The sequence below is a fragment of the Enterococcus sp. DIV0187 genome (assembly GCF_051713785.1).
Lineage (GTDB): Bacteria > Bacillota > Bacilli > Lactobacillales > Enterococcaceae > Enterococcus_A > Enterococcus_A avium.
The window spans coordinates 1300726-1318761 of record NZ_JBIOQO010000001.1; the positions used below are offsets into that span (position 1 = coordinate 1300726).

The 18036-nt window shown below is 39.6% G+C and carries 21 protein-coding genes; all 21 read right to left on the reverse strand.

Annotated features, from left to right (window positions below):
* Positions 1–31 precede the first annotated feature (31 nt).
* From IGI52_RS06375 to cobD, 21 genes are read right to left on the reverse strand one after another with little or no spacing between them, the layout of a single operon-like run.
* Entirely contained in the window at positions 32–598 is a 567-nt protein-coding gene (locus tag IGI52_RS06375; protein WP_127979260.1) for a cob(I)yrinic acid a,c-diamide adenosyltransferase, read from the reverse strand.
* Positions 595–2094, reverse strand: a complete 1500-nt coding sequence (locus IGI52_RS06380; protein ID WP_438780769.1) for a cobyric acid synthase — start codon at positions 2092–2094, stop codon at positions 595–597. Before IGI52_RS06380 ends, IGI52_RS06375 begins: the two co-directional genes overlap by 4 nt.
* Before the next feature lie 5 nt (positions 2095–2099).
* Positions 2100–2903 carry an ATP-binding cassette domain-containing protein gene (locus IGI52_RS06385; protein ID WP_438780770.1) on the reverse strand — a complete coding sequence of 268 codons (804 nt, stop codon included), beginning with the start codon at positions 2901–2903 and terminating at the stop codon, positions 2100–2102.
* 25 nt (positions 2904–2928) lie between these two features.
* Positions 2929–3606, reverse strand: a complete 678-nt coding sequence (gene cbiQ / locus IGI52_RS06390) for a cobalt ECF transporter T component CbiQ (protein WP_176674838.1) — start codon at positions 3604–3606, stop codon at positions 2929–2931.
* Positions 3593–3892, reverse strand: coding sequence for an energy-coupling factor ABC transporter substrate-binding protein (locus IGI52_RS06395; protein ID WP_049220531.1), 300 nt, complete (start codon positions 3890–3892; stop codon positions 3593–3595). The genes cbiQ and IGI52_RS06395 overlap by 14 nt, the downstream gene beginning before the upstream one ends.
* On the reverse strand, positions 3879–4622 hold the full coding sequence (locus tag IGI52_RS06400) for an energy-coupling factor ABC transporter permease (RefSeq protein WP_176674837.1): 744 nt from the start codon (positions 4620–4622) through the stop codon (positions 3879–3881). Before IGI52_RS06400 ends, IGI52_RS06395 begins: the two co-directional genes overlap by 14 nt.
* 4 nt (positions 4623–4626) lie before the next feature.
* Positions 4627–5340 carry a cobalt-factor II C(20)-methyltransferase gene (locus IGI52_RS06405; RefSeq protein WP_016179907.1) on the reverse strand — a complete coding sequence of 238 codons (714 nt, stop codon included), beginning with the start codon at positions 5338–5340 and terminating at the stop codon, positions 4627–4629.
* Entirely contained in the window at positions 5333–6115 is a 783-nt protein-coding gene (locus IGI52_RS06410) for a sirohydrochlorin cobaltochelatase (RefSeq protein WP_176674835.1), read from the reverse strand. Before IGI52_RS06410 ends, IGI52_RS06405 begins: the two co-directional genes overlap by 8 nt.
* A complete protein-coding gene (gene cobA, locus IGI52_RS06415; RefSeq protein WP_438780771.1) occupies positions 6112–7542 on the reverse strand; it encodes a uroporphyrinogen-III C-methyltransferase in 1431 nt (476 codons plus the stop codon). The genes IGI52_RS06410 and cobA overlap by 4 nt, the downstream gene beginning before the upstream one ends.
* Before the next feature lie 28 nt (positions 7543–7570).
* Entirely contained in the window at positions 7571–8314 is a 744-nt protein-coding gene (gene cobK, locus IGI52_RS06420) for a precorrin-6A reductase (protein ID WP_127979266.1), read from the reverse strand.
* On the reverse strand, positions 8311–9036 hold the full coding sequence (gene cobJ, locus IGI52_RS06425) for a precorrin-3B C(17)-methyltransferase (protein ID WP_016179903.1): 726 nt from the start codon (positions 9034–9036) through the stop codon (positions 8311–8313). The genes cobK and cobJ overlap by 4 nt, the downstream gene beginning before the upstream one ends.
* Positions 9015–10073 (reverse strand): cobalt-precorrin 5A hydrolase, encoded by a 1059-nt coding sequence (locus tag IGI52_RS06430; RefSeq protein WP_438780772.1) that lies wholly within the window; start codon positions 10071–10073, stop codon positions 9015–9017. The genes cobJ and IGI52_RS06430 overlap by 22 nt, the downstream gene beginning before the upstream one ends.
* On the reverse strand, positions 10066–10833 hold the full coding sequence (locus IGI52_RS06435; protein WP_438780773.1) for a cobalt-precorrin-4 methyltransferase: 768 nt from the start codon (positions 10831–10833) through the stop codon (positions 10066–10068). Before IGI52_RS06435 ends, IGI52_RS06430 begins: the two co-directional genes overlap by 8 nt.
* Positions 10834–10837: 4 nt before the next feature.
* Positions 10838–11392 (reverse strand): decarboxylating cobalt-precorrin-6B (C(15))-methyltransferase, encoded by a 555-nt coding sequence (locus IGI52_RS06440; RefSeq protein WP_438780774.1) that lies wholly within the window; start codon positions 11390–11392, stop codon positions 10838–10840.
* Positions 11382–11993 (reverse strand): cobalt-precorrin-7 (C(5))-methyltransferase, encoded by a 612-nt coding sequence (locus IGI52_RS06445; protein ID WP_438780775.1) that lies wholly within the window; start codon positions 11991–11993, stop codon positions 11382–11384. The genes IGI52_RS06440 and IGI52_RS06445 overlap by 11 nt, the downstream gene beginning before the upstream one ends.
* Positions 11990–13111 (reverse strand): cobalt-precorrin-5B (C(1))-methyltransferase CbiD, encoded by a 1122-nt coding sequence (cbiD, locus tag IGI52_RS06450; protein WP_438780776.1) that lies wholly within the window; start codon positions 13109–13111, stop codon positions 11990–11992. The genes IGI52_RS06445 and cbiD overlap by 4 nt, the downstream gene beginning before the upstream one ends.
* The gene (locus IGI52_RS06455; protein WP_438780777.1) at positions 13111–13761 is read right to left on the reverse strand and encodes a cobalt-precorrin-8 methylmutase; all 651 of its coding nucleotides are present in this window, start codon (positions 13759–13761) and stop codon (positions 13111–13113) included. The genes cbiD and IGI52_RS06455 overlap by 1 nt, the downstream gene beginning before the upstream one ends.
* A gap of 15 nt (positions 13762–13776) precedes the next feature.
* Entirely contained in the window at positions 13777–14733 is a 957-nt protein-coding gene (gene cbiB, locus IGI52_RS06460; RefSeq protein ID WP_438780778.1) for an adenosylcobinamide-phosphate synthase CbiB, read from the reverse strand.
* The gene (locus IGI52_RS06465) at positions 14730–16085 is read right to left on the reverse strand and encodes a cobyrinate a,c-diamide synthase (RefSeq protein WP_438780779.1); all 1356 of its coding nucleotides are present in this window, start codon (positions 16083–16085) and stop codon (positions 14730–14732) included. Before IGI52_RS06465 ends, cbiB begins: the two co-directional genes overlap by 4 nt.
* Positions 15976–16965, reverse strand: a complete 990-nt coding sequence (locus tag IGI52_RS06470; RefSeq protein WP_431414368.1) for a GHMP family kinase ATP-binding protein — start codon at positions 16963–16965, stop codon at positions 15976–15978. Before IGI52_RS06470 ends, IGI52_RS06465 begins: the two co-directional genes overlap by 110 nt.
* A complete protein-coding gene (gene cobD / locus IGI52_RS06475) occupies positions 16962–18026 on the reverse strand; it encodes a threonine-phosphate decarboxylase CobD (protein WP_438780780.1) in 1065 nt (354 codons plus the stop codon). Before cobD ends, IGI52_RS06470 begins: the two co-directional genes overlap by 4 nt.
* Positions 18027–18036 lie beyond the last annotated feature (10 nt).

Sequence of the window (18036 nt, forward strand, 5' to 3'; positions counted from 1 at the left end):
CTTCTTTCACTCAATAAACCCTTTTTCAGACTCACTTCTTCCTATTAAAAACAGGAGCGCTATTCTCATATAAGATTTCGGTTTGCTTAGCTTGACCATTAACCCAACGAGCCAAAGCAAAAAAGTAGTCAGATAAGCGATTTAAAAACTTTAACGCCTCTTCGTTAATTGCTTCATTGTATTCCAAGAGAGCTACGGCATTTCGTTCAGCCTCTCTTGCAAAACAACGACAAAGATGTAGATTTGCGGCCGTGACCGTCCCTCCTGGTAATACAAACCGATCAATTTTTGGGGATTCCTGCCAATAGAAATCAATTTTTTCTTCCAACCAAACAATGACCTGAGATTGAACCTTATAGGGGCGTTTCTCCTCAGGGGTTGCAAAGTCACTGCCACAATCAAATACCCACTGTTGAATCTGGACTAATTCTTCATACAGTGAATCTTTTTGAGCTAAAGAAGCTACGGTGAGTCCAACCTGAGCGTTTAATGTGTCAATCGATCCATACGCTTGGACACGGGGAGCATTTTTTTTTGCTCTTCCTCCCCCAACCAATCTAGTAAAACCACGATCTCCGTAACGCGTATAGATATTCATACACTTACCCCCTGATTCATAATTTGATAAATTTTCTCCAAATCGACATTTTCACGAACTAAATTAGCCAGCTTATCATACTGCTGATTTTTATACTCATGATAAGGCAACGCAATTTTGTCAATCGGGGCTAACCCTTTTTCAGCTCGAACCTGATTTAACAGTTTTCTTCGCCAAGCACTATTATCAAAAACACCGTGAAGATACGTTCCGATCACCTTTTTATCTGAACTAATTGCTCCGTCTTTCTTCAAATCTGCTTGTCCATTAGCAGAAATAATTTGAGCAAAATACTGTTGCTCGTAATTTTCAGATCTGCCCATGTGAATTTCGTAACCGTTAATCGTCTCATCATCAATTATTGCTTCTACCCTCGTAGTCGTTTTTTCTGCTTCAAAAAAGGTTTCTGTGTTCAATAGACCCAATCCATCAATACTGCCAATAGTAGATTCTACGTGATGAGGATCATGCAGTTTTTTTCCAAGTAATTGATAGCCACCACAGATTCCAAAAATCATTTTTCCTTCGGCTCTTATTCGTTCAATCTCTTTCGCTAATCCAGATTGCTGCAAGTAGAGACAGTCTTCTAACGTATTTTTACTGCCAGGTAAAATGAGAATATCCGGACTACCTAGTTGATCATTCGGAAAAACATACCGAACTGACACATCTGGCTCACTTTCTAAACTCTTAAAATCAGTAAAATTGGACATTTTAGATAGCCCTATTACAGCAATGTCTAAATCTTTCTGCGTATTATACATTCGGCTCACCTGTGATAAAGCCACACTATCTTCATCTTCAATATTTAATTGTGCATACGGGATGACCCCAACCACCGGAACATCAGTCAAGTCTTCGATCATTTTTAAGCCTGGTTCCAACAAGGCGACATCGCCGCGAAATTTATTAATGATAATTCCTTTAATTCGAGCGCGTTCTTCAGGCTCTAATAAATGAATCGTGCCATAGATCGAAGCAAAAACACCGCCCTTATCAATATCCGCTACTAAAAGGACCGGAGCATCGGCAATTTTTGCCATTCCCATATTTGCAATATCACGACTATTTAAATTGATCTCTGCTGGGCTACCTGCACCTTCCAGGACAATCACGTCATTTTCTTCTAGCAACTCCTGATATAAATCAGATATTTTTTCTATCAGCTGAGGTTTAAAATTATGGTATTCCACAGCATCCATATCGCAAAGGACTTTCCCATTAAAAATCACTTGCGATTTGCGATCAGAAGTAGGTTTTAATAAAACCGGGTTCATTCGTGCATCTGGTTCAATTCCGGCAGCCTCTGCTTGGAAAACCTGTGCTCTCCCCATCTCTTTGCCATCTAATGTGATATAAGAATTCAATGCCATGTTTTGCGACTTAAAGGGCATTACCTTCATTCCGTCTTGATGAAAAATACGGCACAAGGCTGCCACCAAAATACTTTTACCTGAATCCGAAGCAGTCCCCTGAATCATCAAGCTTTTTCCCATCTTCTTCACCTCGCTCTCATTTTAACTTGCATAAGTTCTTGCTGATTTTTTACTAGCGGAAAACCTAATTGCTGATGAATTTTCACCAACCACGGCTGCTCCAATCCTGCATCCTCAAGAAGCTTATCATCCAAAAATACTTGGTCAGCTTCTCCTTCTTTAATGATTATTCCTTTATCAAGAACATACAGATATTCGCAAATCTCATACATTAGATCCATATCATGACTAGAGAGAATAATTTTGGTCCCCTGTTGGATTAGACGAGAGATAATCTCAATCATCTGTTGTCTGCCGGCTGGATCTAACCCTGCAGTTGGTTCATCCAATAATAGCCATTTTGTTTTAAGCATTAAAACGCTGGCAATCGCAACCTTTTTCTTTTGTCCATAACTCAAGTATTGAACCGGTTTCTTTTTCAAATGTTCAATCTTCAGTAATGCGAACACCTCGTCCATTCTGGCTTTTATTTGCGTTGGTTCAATCCCCAGATTTTTTAGTGCGAAGGCGACATCATCTTCCACGATCGAGTAAAAAATCTGATGTTCAGGTTCTTGAAAGACAATTCCAACTTCCTGTCGGTACTTATACAGCGCCGCTTTTTTATAATTCAGCGGTTGATTATCATAAATGATTTCGCCTTGACTTGGTCGTAAAAGTCCTACGATCGCCGCAAATAAGGTTGATTTCCCTGAACCGTTTGCTCCTAAAACGCCGATTGCTCGATAATCGCTAAAATCCAAAGAAAGATGATGCAAGACATCTGCTTGATTTTCGTAACTGATACATAAATCTGTTACCTTAAACACGGTAGCACCTTCTTTCATTTAGTAATCATAGTGGAAAATCACCATCAAAAAATTTCATTTCAAGCGAAAGAATCATCTTATTGAAGCGATCAAAGGTTTGAAAAAATAGAAGCTTAATCAATACCCCTAATGATTGATAGCTGTTTTTCAATCCTTTGAATCCAAAACGCATATCCTGTGCACGTTTAATAATCAGAAGTTCATCAATGAAAATAAAAATAAAGCGATACATTAACATGGTTAATTCAATCAATAGCGCTGGAAAATGAGCTTTTTTCATAATCAATAAAATTTGGTGGAAAGGAACAGTTAAAATGAAAAAATAGGTACAAATCACACAACTAGCCGACCGAAAAAACAAGCGTGTTCCTAAATAAAGTGATGCTTCGGATATACCTAGAAAATGATGAAATACTGGAATCTGAAAGATAAAATCTTTTGACTGTGAACTGACGGAAAACAAGATTGTTAAGATACTAATCACAAGAAAAGGCGCTGGAACCAGCAGCCATTTGAAATACCTGCTTGCTCTCACTTTCGTAACAAAGATAGTTGCTCCACCAATAATGAGACTTATTAGCACTTGAACCAATGGCGGCGATAGAAAACAACTGATCAATAGAAAAAGATACAAACAACCTTTTATTCCTGGAGATAGATCAAGTAGCCGGTTTTCATAAGCAATCTTATCAATTAACAGCATTTTTATTTTTTCCTTTGTAGTAACCTAAAATATAGGTAATGATTCCTACACCTAAGCTTCCTTGCAGAGTAAATAATAGGCTCTCAATCTCTCCGCTTTTAGGTTCTAATAATGAATTAAACCAAGGTTGGTAATCCGGATTAATCTCTGCTATTACGTTTTCTGCTTCCCCATCTGAACCGCCATACTCGCCATGTTGATTGATTAGTAGTGCCCCCACCATCAAAGCTACGACCGCTAATAATAGAATAATATTTATACCCGTTTTTGATTTATTTTTTTCCATTGTTCAAAACCCCTCTTTCATGAAAAGAAAAATTCGCTGAAATAAGATTATAAGCAACGACGGTCAAAAGCCCTTCGGCAATGGCAATTGGAATCTGAGTCATCATAAAGACACCTACAAATTTCATGATTGCTCCAAAAATACCTGATGAAGGATCGGGGAAAACTAGTCCAAGCTGAACAGAGGTGGTAAAGTACGTCGCTAAATCTGCAATAAACGCACACAAGAACAAACAAACAGACGTTGAAACATTCGCTTTTTTCAGAAGCACATAAACGCCATAACCAACAAATGGACCAACAACTGCCATCGAAAAGGCATTTGCTCCTAAGGTCGTTATTCCCCCATGAGCTAATAATAAGGCTTGGAATAATAAACAAATGGTTCCTAAAACACTGATCACTCCGGGGCCGAAAAGAGCCGTTCCGATTCCAACACCAGTTGGATGTGAAGTAGAGCCCGTAACTGATGGGATTTTCAATGCTGATAAGATGAAAATAAACGCGCCGCTAAAAGCTAACAGTACTTTATTTTGTGGATTTTCAGCCACAGCTTTTCTGATACTGAATAATCCATAGAGAAAGAACGGAATGAATGCCGCATACCAAAACAAACACCAGCCAAGTGGCAAGAAACCTTCCATGATGTGCATCGCGTGTGCCTTTTGAGGGACAACTAGAATTAAAAGAAGCGCGACAAAGAGAATTTTTTTAACTGTTTTTATTTTCATCTTTTTACCTTCCTTTCAACGTTCTATTTTTATAAACAATCATGGTACTGAAATAGGAAAGGGAATCCTGCTCATCCAACTCATTTAGTCCAATCATAATTTTCTCTGACGACATTGAAGAATCACTGACCAATACCGTTTGTCCTAATAAATCTAGCTCCGTTAAGAGCTTTACTATTTTGGGCAGTGCTATCGAAACCTTCATTAAAATAACTGTAGAAATATTTTTTAAAGCGATTCGTAGTATTTCTTCATCAGCAGTCGCAGGTAAAACGGCATAACTCTCTTCATCAATTACCAAAGGAATCTGCAACTCATTAGAAATTTGGCAAAAAGAAGAAATGCCTGGAACTGTCTCTGTTTCTATTTGTTCTGTCATACGCTCTAACAAATAACTGTAGGTACTATAAACCATAGGATCACCTAAAGTTATGAAGGCTACATTCAAGCCGCTCTTGACATCTGAAATGATTTCCTCAGCAATCTTGTCCCAAGCGTTTCGTTTTTCCTCCCAATTATTTACCATCGGGAAGTGACGTTGTTTAATCATTAGGTCTTCCTTTAAATAAGGCGTAACAATTTGTAAAGCTAGACTTTTACCAGCTTTTTTAGGTTCTGGCGTATACAGGCAGTCAACCATTTGCAAAACTTCTTTTCCACGAATCGTTAATAAATCTGATGCTCCCGGTCCAGTCCCAACTCCATAAAATTTAGTCATTTGTCGATCCTTCCATCATTGCTGCTGCATGCTCACAAAATTGCTGTTGTATTTCCTGAAATTCACCCATACCTCTAAGGTGCGCCTCAACAGTAAAACCTGCTTGCTCCAACTGGGTTTTCCACGAATCCTCTTCATCAGAAGCCATATCATTTGTTGCATGATCACCAGCCACGAGCATTAATGGGTACAGCTTGATCTTTTTATATCGGCTATTTTTAAGTCGTTCAATCAACAAAGAAATTTCAGGATAGCTTTCCACTGCACAGATAAAGATTGGTTTTTCCAAAAGCATATGATCAAGACAAGCGTAAACTGTAAAAGCGGAATGCTGACTGCCGTGCCCCATTAAGACTAGCACCTCATTCTCATCGAGATCCGCTGCCATAGTCTCGAGCCAAGCAACGACCTTTTGATAATCTTCGATGCTGCTAAGCAATGGCTTCCCAACTTTGACAAGCTCTAGCTGATCCTTATAACGCATTGCCTGATGCAGAGCTTTAGAATATTCAATTCCAGGAATGATGTGAAGTGGTTGAATATAGATCTCTTTGTACCCTTCAGTAATCAGTTTTTTCATCTGTTGATCTACCGTTAAAACCGTTACATTTTCTTGCTCTTTAATCTTTTTGATCACCTTATTGGAAGTAAAGGCACGGAAAACATCTAATTCAGGATATTTCTCTGCTAACTTCTCCTCTACAGCTCCAATTGTTTTTTTTCGTGTCTCTGGATAACTTGTCCCAAAACTGACAGCAATTAATGCAGGCTTCATCGCTTCATCTCCTCTTTTATTTTCTCTACGACTTTGTCAAATGTAGGTTCTGTCGTCTGAATCACAGCAAGCTGATAACTATCAAAGACCGCTTTTGTTCTTTGCCCCATAACAATCACTTTCTTTTGCGCGACAATTGCCAACTCCTCCTCACTTAATGCAGCTAGGAACAGGCGGGCTGCTTTAGAATTTGGAAAATACATCAGATCGGCCTTTTGCCAAAGATCAGGAATATCAACAGTGATTTTCTCCTCGTGTGTAAGCAGCTTTTCAACGGGAGATTCGTGATTCTTTAGCTCTGCTAACGTTAAAGAATCACCTAAGAATAGGCTGTCCGTGTTTTCTTCTAATCGCTGCAGGCATTCCGTTAAATCTGGATAATTCATATCAGGGCGTATTCCGGCCTTTTCCAGAACCGATCCAGTGTGATGTCCAACAGAAATAAAATACCAGTCGGCTAATTTCCGCCAGTCAATTTCCTGTGTTTTCATTGCTCGAATAAACATTTCTACACTTAGTGGATCAGTGAAAACTACTTGTTGAGGCTTAGAAAAATCAATCGTCGTATCAAAAAATTCAATACTACTTGGTGGTAGTTCGATAATTTCCGCGCCTAAATCTGTTAAACGAGTCGCCATTCTTTTCCTTTTTGTATATGGAACGGCAATACTGACTGAATACAAAGGTCGTTCTTCAAAGAAGTTTAATTCTCTCCTTCGTGTAACCACCTCACCGATCACAATCAAACTAGGCGGCTGTAGTTTCGCGACACAGGCTTTTTCAAAAATTGTTTCTAATGTCCCGACTACTGTTTTTTGTTGTTTACGACTCGCCCATTGAATGATTGCCGCTGGAGTATTCTTATCCTTTCCATGAATCATTAGCTGCTCGGTGATTTTCTTTAGACCGGACATCCCCATTAGAAAAACTAAAGTTCCTCCAACCTTAGCCGCTGTCTCCCAATCAATTTCACGCTCAGAATTATTTAAATGACCAGTATAAACATGAAAGTCTGCTGCCAAATCACGATGAGTAATTGGAATTCCGGCGTAAGCTAATCCTCCAATTGAAGAGGTAATTCCTGGAATCACTTCAAATGGGATTCCCGCTTGCTTTAAAGCCGCTCCTTCTTCTCCACCACGACCAAAAACATAGGGATCACCGCTTTTTAGTCGGACTACATCAAGGTCTTGTTTAGCCTTTTCGATCATGATTTCTTCAATTTTTTCCTGTGAGACAGGATGGTAATCGGGCTTTTTGCCTACGTAAATTTTTTCACAGGTTGCTTTGCAGGAATTCAGAATCGCTGGATTTATCAAACGGTCATACACTATCACATCCGCATGTTTGATTTTTCTCAATCCTTTAACAGTCAATAATTCTGGATCTCCTAGTCCTGCACCAATTAAGGCGATACATCCAGTCATTTTATCGCTCCTCTTTTTTCGTTAATAATTAGTTCTTCTTACTTGTCTCAATTAGTCCTTCAATAGAAGAAAACTTTTCAGGATAGTCTAATTGCTCGCGTTGAATGACAATACACGGAATATTCAGCTCTTTACAGGCTTCAGTCTTCTCGAAAAAACCACCCGCATGACCGCTTTCTTTAGTAATCATTACCCCAGCCTGATTATGGATTAAAAGCTCGCGATTTAGTTCCTTTGAAAAAGGACCTTTAAGTGCTTCGACATTCCCCGTTGATATTTCCAGCTTTTCAACTACTTTTAACACCTCAACTGTTGGCAACACTCTGGCAACAATTCGTTCCTTAGGCAGATACTCTAAAAAATCTGCTAACGTCTTACTTCCAGTGGTTAAATAGATCTTTCCTGAATAATTTAAAGCCTGTTCACAAGCAGCTTTTATTGATTGAACCGTGATCATCTCATCAGTAATCAGTGAAGGACGTTCAAATCGAAGATAATTAGTTCCAAGCTGAGTACAAGCCGTCATGGCGTTTTTTGAAACCTCTATCGCATAAGGATGTGTCGCGTCAATCAATTGAGTGATTTGATGTTTCTTCATGAATTCGATCATTTCTCTTGTACTTAGACGTCCCTTAACCACATTGCTTGTTACTGCTGTAGCCAAATTCTCTCCGTAATCCGATACAACAGATAAATAAAAAGCTAAATTCGCTTTATTTAACTCCTGCGCAATTTTTAGACTATCAGAGGTTCCTCCAAGTAATAGAATCATAATTGATAACCTCGAGGAGTAATCATTCGGCCATCCGATAGATAGGTTTCTTTATTTCCAACTAATACAACCGTCGTCATATCTACTAAAGTTTCATCAATATCACCTATTGAAGTAAAAATTGCCTGTTCTTTTTTGCGACCTACATCTTTAGCCAATCCGATGATCGTATCTTTTGATTTATATTGTTGAATAATTGCTAATGCCTTAGCTAAATGATTTGGTCTGCCTTTGCTTCGCGGGTTATATAGACAGATTACAAAATCGGCGCTGGCTGCTGCATGAAGACGTTTTTCGATCATTGTCCATGGTGTCATTAAGTCACTCAAGCTAATGTGACAAAAATCATTCATTAGCGGAGCACCCAACAAAGCCGCGCCAGCAATACTGGCAGTAATTCCAGGAATCACTTTGACTGCAAGCTCTTCATCCATTTGACTGACAAGTTCTAAGATCAGGCCTGCCATCCCATAGACGCCTGCATCGCCACTAGAAATGACAGCGACATCCTTACCTGTTTTAGCTATTTCAATCGCTTTTTTACAGCGATCAATTTCTTGTTTCATTCCTGTACTGACAATTTCTTTTTCACCAACTAGCTCTTTGATTAAACGAACATAGGTCGTATAACCAACAATCACTTCCACCTTTTTAATAACTTCAATCGCTTCAAGTGACATCTTTTCCTTCTCACCTGGACCTAATCCCACAACGTATAACATGTGTCGTCTTCATCCTTTCCCAATGCAAAGGTGACTCCCTTATTGGCGTAACGCTCAGTCACCACTTTTCCATTACTGGCTAAGTCAGCCGCTGCCAAACAAACACTTCCTACTCCTGTTACTTTTTTAACAAAAGCTGACTGCGGATATTTCTCTGAAACAGTTAATAATTCTGCTGCTGAATAGGTTTCAAAGGGAATTTCCAGCCATTCAGCTAATTGGCAGATTCCAGCTTCTTGTTGCTTAATATCGATACTAACGATTTTCTTAATGCTGCGAAAATGGATATTTACTGATTGACAAAAAGTAAGGTATTCTTCCTTAATGATTGAAAAATCAATCCCTTTTTTTGCCCCAATCCCTAATACATACCGTCTTGGCACAATTTGGATTATTTTTTCAGACTCCAGCTCTTCTCTTTTGTCAGAAATAAGCAATACCGCTTCATAAGAATTAAATGAATCTCCTTCTTTGAGCAAAGAAAGTCCTCGAAGATCCCTCACCCAATTTCCCCGCTGGATCAAACCAACTGCTTGATGCTCTGCTAAGAGTCGATTGACTCTCTTCGTTGTCTCTTTGAAATCTGCATACCAGCCATTCAGCTCTTTACTCAACAAATCAAGAGCCGTCACATTTTGTACATCCGTTGCAGTGGTAATCACCGGACAGCTGTTTAATTTCGCTGCGATTTCTAGCGTCAGTTGATTGCCGCCGCCAATATGACCGGATAAAAGACTGATCGTGTGCCGGCCTTTTTCGTCTATTACAACAATCGCTGGATCTTTTCGTTTGTCTTCCAATACTCCTGCAATACTGCGTACTACGATTCCAGTGGCCATGATGCAAATAAGCGCGTCATATTGCTTGAATAATACCTGAATCCCTGTGCTAAATTTCCCTGTCGGAAAAAGCAGCAGTTCTTCATCCAAATTATCCTCTGATACAAAGATTGGGATTTCCTGATCCCATTTACCTCGGAGTTCTTTGGCTAATTGGATACCTGTTGACGTCAAAGCTAAAATTGCTGCTTTATTCATTACGCTTCACATCACGGTATTCATGTTTAAAAGAGGCATCATACAATTTGGAGTAGTAAAACTCATTTCCTAAAAACTCCCCAACCATGATTAAAGCTGTCTTTGTAATATCTGCTGCTTCGATTTGCTCTGCGATCTTCTCTAAGGTACTAACAATTTTCTTTTCTTCAGGCCAAGTAGCTTTATAAATAACCGCTACGGGTGTTGTAGGCTGATAACCTCCTGCTAATAATTCTTCGACTACTTGCTTGATACCTTGTATAGAAAGAAAAATGACCATTGACGTTTGATGTTGGGCAAAAGAGCGTAGACTTTCCTTATCTGGTACCGGAGTTCTTCCAGCCATACGAGTAATAATCACACTCTGAGAAATTTCTGGAACAGTATACTCCACGCCTAAGCTAGAGGCTGCGCCTAAAAAGGAGCTAACACCAGGTGTACAGGTAAATTCGATCTTGCGTTTTTTTAGCTCTTCAATTTGTTCACGAATTGAACCGTAGATAGAGAAATCACCTGTCTGTAATCGAATAACTTCCTTATTTTCTTGAACACCGTGCTCCATTTCATCAATGATTTCGGTTAGATTCATTGAGGCACTATTAAATATCTTGCATTCCTTTTTACAGTAATTTAGCAGTTCAGGGTTCACAAGTGAGCCTGCATAAATAACAACATCTGCTGATTTTAACAACTTATAGCCTTTAAACGTAATCAGTTCAGGATCACCAGGTCCTGCACCGACAAAATGAACCTTTGTCATATACTTAATCCTCTTTTCTCGTCTCGATAATGATTACTGGGTTTTGTGGTTTAAAATAGTGCCCTTGTCCTAGTTTGGTGAACTGACTAACGTGCATTTGAATCGTCTGGAAGGAGTGATGATTCGTTTCCAGCCATTCCATTGCACTAAGAGCATTTTCTAATAAAATGAAATTTAATACTAAACGACCGTCAGGCTTCAGCAGCTGGAAGCTCCAAGCAAGTATTTCAGCCATGTTTCCACCCGTTCCGCCAACAAAAATTGCATCAAATTTATCCTCTAATTCAATCGGTGCTTTGCCAAGAATACTGTGGATATTCGTTAACTGAAACTTTGCTAGATTTTGCTTCAAAACAGTTACGGCGGTTTGATTTGAATCAATTGTTGTCACTTCTAATTTTGGATATAGCAACGCTGCTTCGATCGCAATACTGCCTGTTCCTGTGCCAATATCTAAAAACTTATCTGCTTTAGCTAACTGCAGCTTTGCTATACTGACCGTTCGGACTTCTTCTTTGGTCATGGGAACATTACCGCGAATAAAACTACTATCTTTCATTGATTATCACCACTGCATTCATTTGATAGTCTTCATTGGGAACCTCAGAAGCTTTATAACGCCTTATTTTCTCATCAGAGTAGCTGAGATTTTCACCTATATAAAAAATTGAATCATTGCCTCGTTTTAGCGCTTCTTGTGCCAGTTGATAAGGACCTGTTCGTTTGTCTGTTACTATCCCGACCCTTGGCAGCTTGAAAATAAGAGAAAAGTCTGGAGATTTCCCATGACTACTAGTGATAAAGCAATCCTCCATCGGAATATTTAGTCGATTGAATAAATACTGAAGGGAACTAATCCCCGGCAAAATCAGTAAATTTTCTCCTGAAAATCGTTTTAGAAGCCAGTTGCCAATGCCATAGGTCAATGGATCACCGGAAGCTAAAATTACTAACTCATCCTTTTGATGATCGTTTAAAAAATCTTCCAGATCATCTAGTTTACGGGGAAGTAAATGAGTTTTGTGCTTCTTGTTTTTAGGAATAATCTCTAATTGACGCTGACTCCCGATAATCAAATCGGCTGCCTGAATAGCCGCTTGAGCTTTTCCAAATAAATAGTCTTGTGTCCCGCCTGGTCCGATACCTATAACAGTGATCATCGCCACTCCTCCTTTAGCTGCTCCAGAGGTTTTGTGGAAGCTAAGTATCCTCGTTGTGAAGAAAAAAGAACGACTTCAATATTTGGCTCATGTTTCCGATATTTCAATAAATCTTCGGAACGTTTCTTAACTTTTTCTGCCAGCACTTGATAGACAGCTTCGTATCCTGCACTGGCAATAATCTCTCCAGCAGCCTCAGTCGTTAAACATCTTTCGATTTCTTGCAATTGGGGTACAGGCATACCTAGTAGGGCTAGATTTGCGATCAAGATTTCCGTTCGTGCATCTGCATCTTTACTGTGAGTTGAAAAAATTCCTGCAGAAACTTTAATCAATTTGCCTAAGTGCCCAACCATCAGAACCTTTTCAAATTCCAAGCGCTGAACTTCTTTTAAGACATAGCCGACAAAATTACTCATTGAAACGATATTCTCGCCATTGAGCTTCATTGTATTTAGAACAAACTCCTCACCATAGTTTCCTGGACACAGAATGACTGAAGAATATCCTTGGCTTTTCTTCATTTCTAATTCCAGCGAGATAGACTGCTTCCAACCATCTTCAGACATCGGTGTGACAATACCGGTTGTTCCTAAAATGGAGATGCCGCCCACTATACCTAAGCGTCGATTCATTGTTTGCTTAGCGATTACTTCTCCTTCAGGAGCAAAAATAGTCACCTTTACTCCCTGATTCAGACCGATGATTTTGCGAACGGAAGCTTCAATCATTTTTCTTGGAACAGGGTTAATTGCGGCCTGACCCACAGGATTTTGTAACCCTACTTCTGTTACTCGACCGATGCCGATTCCACCATCAATTAGAATTTGATTTCCATCAATTTTGACGACCTTTGCGCCGATTAACATCCCATCTGTCGCATCCACATCGTCACCGCCATCTTTTACAACAAAAGCTTGGCTGCCATCTTCCATAGCTTCAATCGAAGCGATTGGAATAGTTAGATTTTTTTTATCGGGTAATTCAATGCAAATCTCCTCTGTGGCTTCCTCTTCAAAAAGAAATGCTGCCGCAGCGGTCGCAGCTGCAGTTGCGCAGGAACCTGTTGTATACCCTTTTCGCAGCTTTTTCCCATTATAGAAAACGAACTCTTCCATCAGTTTTCCCTTTCAATCAATTGATATAACATGGCATTGATAATCGCCGCAGCAACATTACTGCCGCCTTTGCGACCCCTGGCAATGATTGCGGGGAGATCACTTTCAAACAATGCCTCTTTTGATTCTGCAGCTCCAACAAAACCAACAGGAGCACCAATAACAGCAACCGTACTTAATTCTCCTTGTTTATGTAGCTCCAGTAATTTAAAAATTGCCGTTGGCGCATTTCCAATAACAAATAATTTTGGGCCAGAAATTGTTGCTGCTCGCTCTATTCCTGCCATCGAACGAGTCATTCCCTTTGCCTTTGCTTGTTCAGCCACTTCTGGATCGGCAATATAGCATTCATAACGAATACCTAATTTATCTAAGAGACGTTTGTTAATACCGCTAAGTGCCATAGTTGTATCTGTAAAAATTGTGCCATCTCCTCCCAAGAAAAATTTCTCTAACTCCGAAATAACATCATTAGAAAAGACGAGATTTTTCAAATAATCAAAATCGGCGCTTGTATGAATCACCCGTTTAATAATTTTTTCTTCCTTCGCTGATGAGAACATATAGTCAGGAAATTCTTGATCAATGATTTCTTGAATGATTTTGAAGCTTTCTGTTTCAATTAATTGAGGATTTCTTATATAGTCCACGCTTTTTTCTCCTTCTTATAAAAAGTACTTGTTGATGATGATTGCAGTAACACTAAATACAGTTACGCTCAGAATCGCCGTTGTATACAAAAGTTTATTAGCAGTTAATATATCCTTTGGCTTCGCTGAACGAAGTGAGACTCCGATTGTCGGTTTATAAATTTCCACACCATGATAAAGATGCGTGCCGCCAAGTTGGATTCCTAGTGCACCTGCGACCACTGCTTCGGGATAGCCGCTATTCGGACTTTTATGATTACGACAATCAGCTTTTCCAACTTTCCAAGCGTTTGAAGTATTCAAGCGCAGTATTTTAGTTGCTCCTAGTAAATAGAACCAAGTCAAACGAGCAGGGATAAAATTCCAAATATCATCCATTTTTGCGGAAAACCAGCCGATTGCGCGATATTTTGGTGTCACATACCCCACCATTGAATCCAGCGTATTGACAGCCTTATACATCATAGCCAAAGTTGGTCCTCCGAGAAATAGACAGAGTAATGGAGCGATGACACCATCACTGGTATTTTCAGCGATTGTTTCAATGGTTGCTTTGGTAATTTCGTCTTTTGTTAGTTCTTTGGTATCTCTTCCGACAATCATTGCAACCTGTTTACGAGCATTATCGAGACTGTCATTGACTAACTTCTGATAAACTTTTTTACCTTCTAGCGATAAACTTCTGGTTGCTAACGTTGTATAAGACAGATAAATGTAACAGACGATGCCAATAACAGGATGAATTAGAAAACTAAGTTTTAAAAGGATAAAAGTTACCAATCCTGATCCAAACACAGTTACCAACCACAATAGAATCCCCAAACGATAGTTTTCCTGATCACTTTTTGTCTGGGTGAACCTCTCCTGAAACCAAGCGATAAAATTGCCAATCAGCTTAATTGGATGCGGCCAGCTGTAAGGGTCACCAATCAATAAATCTAAAATGAAAGCAACAATAATCCAGTAGATCATCTGCTATTCCTCACTTTCTCCAGCAGATTCTGAAGAAAATCTTCACTTTGATAAAAATGAAGGTGAAGATAACTGCCAAACGTATTCTTTTTCTGATAACCGCCAGTCCATCTCTTCACGACTTCTCCATCGCGTTCCTTTCGCATTTCCAGAACTGTTGGTTCATTACTTTGAAAAATTGAATGATGAAATTCGTGCCCTACTACTGTTGTTCCTTTTTCCCCAAGCAAAGTCTCTTGATTCAGGTCCCCATAGCAGTAGCCAAATTTCTGAAGACCTGATGTCATCTGACTAACTCCTTCAAAAATACCTACCATCGGATAGTTCTTCTCATCTTTATTAAAGGCAGTACCTAGGTACATTAACCCGCCACATTCAGCTAGTATAAAGGCGCTTTGCTCGTGTTTTTTCTTGATATTGCTGCGCATTGATTGATTTGTTGAAAGCTCCAGAGCAAATTCTTCTGGATAACCGCCACCAAAATAATACAAATCCGCCTCTGGAAGATGGTCATCCTTCATTGGGCTAAAGGTGAGCAGCTCCACGCCATGCGTCCTCAGCAAATCAAGATTGTCTTGATAATAAAAATGGAATGCTTCATCTAGAGCATATGCGACCTTGATTTCCGGAAATTGCGGATAATACGGCGGTGTATATCGGATTTTCTCGTTCGGAAGCCGCTCTAATAACTGATCAAGCTCAAAGGTCGCTTCTAAGGATTCTGCTACCTGCTGAATTTTTTCTGTCACATCGTTGATTTCTCGATCAGGGACCAATCCTAACTGTCTAGAAGGCAGCTCTACTCCTTTTTCTCGCTTCAAATATCCGAAAACAGGAACATCGGTGTACAATTCCACTGCTTTTTTAATCAATTGATAGTGTGTTTCAGAGGCAACTTTATTAATAATGACTCCACAAATGTTTAGTTTCGTATCAAAATCGACGAATCCCTTAACCACTGCCGCCACAGATGTTGAAGCTGATTGCCCATTCACTACCAGCAATACGGAACAATCCAACTGCTTTGCAACTCCTGCACTGGAGCAAAAATCCTTGTCTGCCCCTAACCCGTCAAAAAGCCCCATTACTCCTTCAATTACACAAATGTCTGCATTTCCCGCTTCTTTTTCGAAAAGTGTTTTCATTCGTGCATTATCTTGAACTAGAAACATGTCCAAATTCCGTGAAGGGTTTCCGGTAATTCGCGTGTGGTATTCGGTATCGACGTAATCAGGACCGACCTTATAGGGTTGAACTCGATACCCGCGATTTTGCAAAAGTTTCATTAAGCCAAGCGTTATCGTTGTCTTTCCTGAGCCGCTGGAAACAGCGGCGATCATCAGCTTCTTCATTCATTTTCCTCGCTTCTATCAGTTCTACTCCTCGGTAGCAGCTTTGATGAACACTGACCTTGGAATACCAACGTGACACATTGGATTTCTTTATCACCTCTAGAACTGCTGGAATATCTTCTGGTTTTTCAATCATGATTCCAACTACTGAGCCACTATGTGCAACGTTGACTCCTAACCACTGATGGTACTGTCTAAGCTTCACCAATTCTGAGAAATAGGGTTTAGCTAAAATTTCCTGATTTAATAGAGCGCTCTGTGTCGCCGCCTCTCCAAGCATTTGCAACGACTTTTCTTTCACTGCACTCAGATAATACTGATAAACTTCTGCAAAGAGCTCTCGTTGTTGAAAAAATAAGCGCTCGTTCACTTGTGAATGAAAAGCTTCGGTTTCTAAGGTTTCTTCTGGCTCCAAAACAACCACGTAAAAATGGGGAGCCCATCCGCTGCTCTCTCTAACTGACCCATTTTTCTGCTCAAACAATGTAAGTGTTGGGAAAAGAATACTGTCTGTACGTTCAATTGCCAAACAAATGTCGATAATTTCATCTCTGGTAATCTTTCTTCCATAGTAAGCAGTTGTTGCTTGGCAAGCTGCGGCAATATCCGCTGTACTACTGGCCATCCCTTTGGCTATCGGTAGTTCTGAATTGATCACGAAAGATAGCTTTTCTCTCTTAGCAGTCGGTATTCTTAAGTGATCCAGCGTTTTATTGATCGCTTTCTCGACTTTTGGTTTAGCTCCTTTAGAAGCAATTCCCGTTTGAAGCGTTACTTTAGAAAATCGATCAATCCCATAACTAACTAATTTTTGCGAATTACCTAGCCAGCCTTGAATTAATTCTCCGCATGAACCGGTACAAGAAGCCGTTACTCTCATAAAATCGCCTCCAATGCATCAAGTAAGGATTTGTTATCAACTCTTGATTTAACTGCAATTCGATAATATTTTTGAGACAAGCCATGAAAGCTATTACAATTTCGAATCAGAATATTTTTTTGGATCAATTTTTCTTGTAGACAACCCGAACCCTGATACCGCAAGAAAATAAAATTCGTCTGACTAGAAAACGTTTCTAGCTCCTTAAATTGAGCCAACCCCTTTTCTAAAAACCTTCGTTCCTCTGCGATATAGCGCTGACTATCCTTAATAAATCTTGTTTCCTTCAATGCTTGCTGTCCGGCAATATCTGCAAAGGTATTAATGTGCCAAGGCACAGTTTTCGCTTCAATTTGAGCTAGAACAGCACGATTACTACTTAGCAAGTAGCCTAAACGCAAACCTGGAATCGCAAACATTTTTGTCAACGATCGAAAGATGTAGAGGTTTTCATTAGTGCTGATTGAAGAAACAAGTGAATATTCCTCCCCTGTAAAATCTACAAAGGCCTCATCGATAATTAAAGCTATCTCATTTCTCTGACAAAATAGAGATAATTCCTCAAGCTCTGATTGTTTCAGCATTTGACCAGTTGGATTATTTGGGTTACAGAGGCAGATGCCATCCACTTGCTGCTCCTTCGCTGATTGTATCAATTCTGCAATTGTCCATTGAAAATTGCGTTGCTCCAAATTAAAATAGCTAAATTCAGTCTTTTGTTGACTAAAAGCTGCTTCATACTCCATGAAAGTCGGTGCAAGCAATAATAGTCTTTTCAGCATAAGCGTTCTTCCCAACATAAAAATCGCTTCTGCAGCCCCATTGGCTGGATAGACAAATTCTGCTGAAATCTCGTGAAAATCAGCGATTGACTGGATTAGTGCATGGTATCGAATATCAGGATAATGAACTAGCTCCGCAATGCCCTTCGTTAGTGTTGCTTTGACTCCTTGGGGAATACCTAAGGGGTTAATATTTGCACTAAAATCAATTAACTCTTTCTTATCTATCTGATATATTTCACTGATTTCTTGAATATTTCCTCCATGCTTCACTGCCATAATAACGACT

Excerpts from the sequence above, each read along its gene's own strand:
- IGI52_RS06375 (WP_127979260.1), bottom strand. The coding sequence starts at position 598 with ATGAATATCTATACGCGTTACGGAGATCGTGGTTTTACTAGATTGGTT.
- IGI52_RS06380 (WP_438780769.1), bottom strand. The coding sequence starts at position 2,094 with ATGGGAAAAAGCTTGATGATTCAGGGGACTGCTTCGGATTCAGGTAAA.
- cbiQ (WP_176674838.1), bottom strand. The coding sequence starts at position 3,606 with ATGCTGTTAATTGATAAGATTGCTTATGAAAACCGGCTACTTGATCTA.
- IGI52_RS06395 (WP_049220531.1), bottom strand. The coding sequence starts at position 3,892 with ATGGAAAAAAATAAATCAAAAACGGGTATAAATATTATTCTATTATTA.
- IGI52_RS06400 (WP_176674837.1), bottom strand. The coding sequence starts at position 4,622 with ATGAAAATAAAAACAGTTAAAAAAATTCTCTTTGTCGCGCTTCTTTTA.
- IGI52_RS06405 (WP_016179907.1), bottom strand. The coding sequence starts at position 5,340 with ATGACTAAATTTTATGGAGTTGGGACTGGACCGGGAGCATCAGATTTA.
- IGI52_RS06410 (WP_176674835.1), bottom strand. The coding sequence starts at position 6,115 with ATGAAGCCTGCATTAATTGCTGTCAGTTTTGGGACAAGTTATCCAGAG.
- cobA (WP_438780771.1), bottom strand. The coding sequence starts at position 7,542 with ATGACTGGATGTATCGCCTTAATTGGTGCAGGACTAGGAGATCCAGAA.
- cobK (WP_127979266.1), bottom strand. The coding sequence starts at position 8,314 with ATGATTCTATTACTTGGAGGAACCTCTGATAGTCTAAAAATTGCGCAG.
- cobJ (WP_016179903.1), bottom strand. The coding sequence starts at position 9,036 with ATGTTATACGTTGTGGGATTAGGTCCAGGTGAGAAGGAAAAGATGTCA.
- IGI52_RS06430 (WP_438780772.1), bottom strand. The coding sequence starts at position 10,073 with ATGAATAAAGCAGCAATTTTAGCTTTGACGTCAACAGGTATCCAATTA.
- IGI52_RS06435 (WP_438780773.1), bottom strand. The coding sequence starts at position 10,833 with ATGACAAAGGTTCATTTTGTCGGTGCAGGACCTGGTGATCCTGAACTG.
- IGI52_RS06440 (WP_438780774.1), bottom strand. The coding sequence starts at position 11,392 with ATGAAAGATAGTAGTTTTATTCGCGGTAATGTTCCCATGACCAAAGAA.
- IGI52_RS06445 (WP_438780775.1), bottom strand. The coding sequence starts at position 11,993 with ATGATCACTGTTATAGGTATCGGACCAGGCGGGACACAAGACTATTTA.
- cbiD (WP_438780776.1), bottom strand. The coding sequence starts at position 13,111 with ATGGAAGAGTTCGTTTTCTATAATGGGAAAAAGCTGCGAAAAGGGTAT.
- cbiB (WP_438780778.1), bottom strand. The coding sequence starts at position 14,733 with ATGATCTACTGGATTATTGTTGCTTTCATTTTAGATTTATTGATTGGT.
- IGI52_RS06465 (WP_438780779.1), bottom strand. The coding sequence starts at position 16,085 with ATGAAGAAGCTGATGATCGCCGCTGTTTCCAGCGGCTCAGGAAAGACA.
- IGI52_RS06470 (WP_431414368.1), bottom strand. The coding sequence starts at position 16,965 with ATGAGAGTAACGGCTTCTTGTACCGGTTCATGCGGAGAATTAATTCAA.
- cobD (WP_438780780.1), bottom strand. The coding sequence starts at position 18,026 with ATGGCAGTGAAGCATGGAGGAAATATTCAAGAAATCAGTGAAATATAT.